The following is a 1,506-nucleotide window of genomic DNA, read 5'->3' as shown; positions in this document are numbered from 1 at the left end:
GGAGAACCTGGTCATCACCAAGATGGTCACCATCACCGCCGAGGAGCCGCGCGGCAGCGTCCGGATCACCGCCCGGCGGGGCTGCGTCGTCCAGGTGGTGGCCGAGGCCGTCCAGCTCACCGGCCTGGTCGTGCAGGGTCAGGACGAGGAACTCCCCGCCGTCGACGTGCCCCGGGGGCAGGCCGCGATGTCGGACTGCGAGGTGGTCGGCGCCTCCTGGACGGCCGTCCTGACCCGCCAGCAGGGCTCGCTCGCGATGCGCGACTGCCGGGTCACCAACCCGGCCGGCGCCGGCATCGTCGAGACCTCCACCGGCACCAGCGTGATCGAGGACTGCGTCATCGAGCACCTCGGCACCTCCGCCGTGGTGGTCGGCGAGCGGGCCAACCCGCTGCTGCGCAACTGCGTGCTGCGCGACGCCCGCGGCAACGGCATCTGCGCCAACGGCGAGGCCCGCGGCACCTTCGAGGACTGCGAGATCTCCGTCACCGACAAGCCCGCCGTCGCCCTGGAGGAGCGCTCCACCACCCGGCTGGTGCGCACCGCCGTCCGGGACACCGCGATCGGCGTGTACATCAGCTCCGCGGCCCGGGTGGTGCTGGAGGACTGTGTGGTCAGCGCCACCACCGGCCACGGCATCGCGCTCGCCGCCGGCACCGACCCGGAGCTGCGCCGCTGCTCCACCGCCCGCACCGCCGGGCACGGCATCCACATCACCGGCCGTTCGCGCGGCCACTTCGAGAACTGCGAGGTCGCCGACGCCGAGGGCACCGGCATCTGGGTCGGCGAGCACGCCGGTCCGGTGCTCAAGGGCACGGTGGTGCGCGGCTGCGGCGGGGCCGGTGTCGAACTGGCCGAGGAGAGCGCCGCCGACATCGACCGGCTGGAGATCCGGGACGTCACCGGCCCGGGCCTGTCGATCGGCGGCGGCGCCAACCCCCGGGTGCGGCACCTGACCGTCACCGGCGCGGGCGCCGACGGCGTCGAGGTGCTGCGGGACGGCCGGGGCCGGCTGGAGGGCGTCGAGGTGACCGACGCCGGGCGGGCCGGACTGCGGATCACCGACGGCGCGGACACCTTCGTCGGCGCCGGGGTGGTGCGCGGCGCCAAGGGCTCCGGCGTGGTGGTCGGCAAGGTCGGCCGGGCCGCGCTGCGCGACTGCGAGGTGAGCGGCTCGGGCGAGGACGGCCTGTCGGTCGAGGACGGCGGCGACCTGACCTGCACCCGGGTCCGCAGCCACGGCAACCGCCGCCACGGTGTGCGGATCGGCGCGGGCGGGCGGGCCGCCCTGGCCCAGGTCGACGCGGTGGAGAACATCGGCGACGGGGTGCGGCTCGACTCGGTGGAGGCGGTCCGGCTGACCGGCTGCAAGCTGTCCCGCAACCGGGGCTCCGGCCTGCGGCAGACGGCTGCCAGCGAGCGGCTCGCGGTGGAGCAGCTGACCAGCGAGGAGAACGGCCTGCCGGACGCCCACGGCACCGCCGCGGCCGCCGTCGGCAGCCCGCG

General features: G+C 75.8%; 1 protein-coding gene. It reads left to right on the top strand.

The window, feature by feature from the left end; genetic code table 11:
• On the top strand, window positions 1-1,506 hold a 1,506-nt coding region (locus BI06_RS29040), incomplete at both ends, for a right-handed parallel beta-helix repeat-containing protein (RefSeq protein WP_233290349.1).

Origin of the sequence: Kitasatospora sp. MBT66 (assembly GCF_000710405.2) — a bacterium.
Lineage (GTDB): Bacteria > Actinomycetota > Actinomycetes > Streptomycetales > Streptomycetaceae > Kitasatospora > Kitasatospora purpeofusca.
The sequence above is the reverse complement of the archived record's forward strand: the minus strand, read 5'-3'. Positions and strand labels throughout refer to the sequence as shown.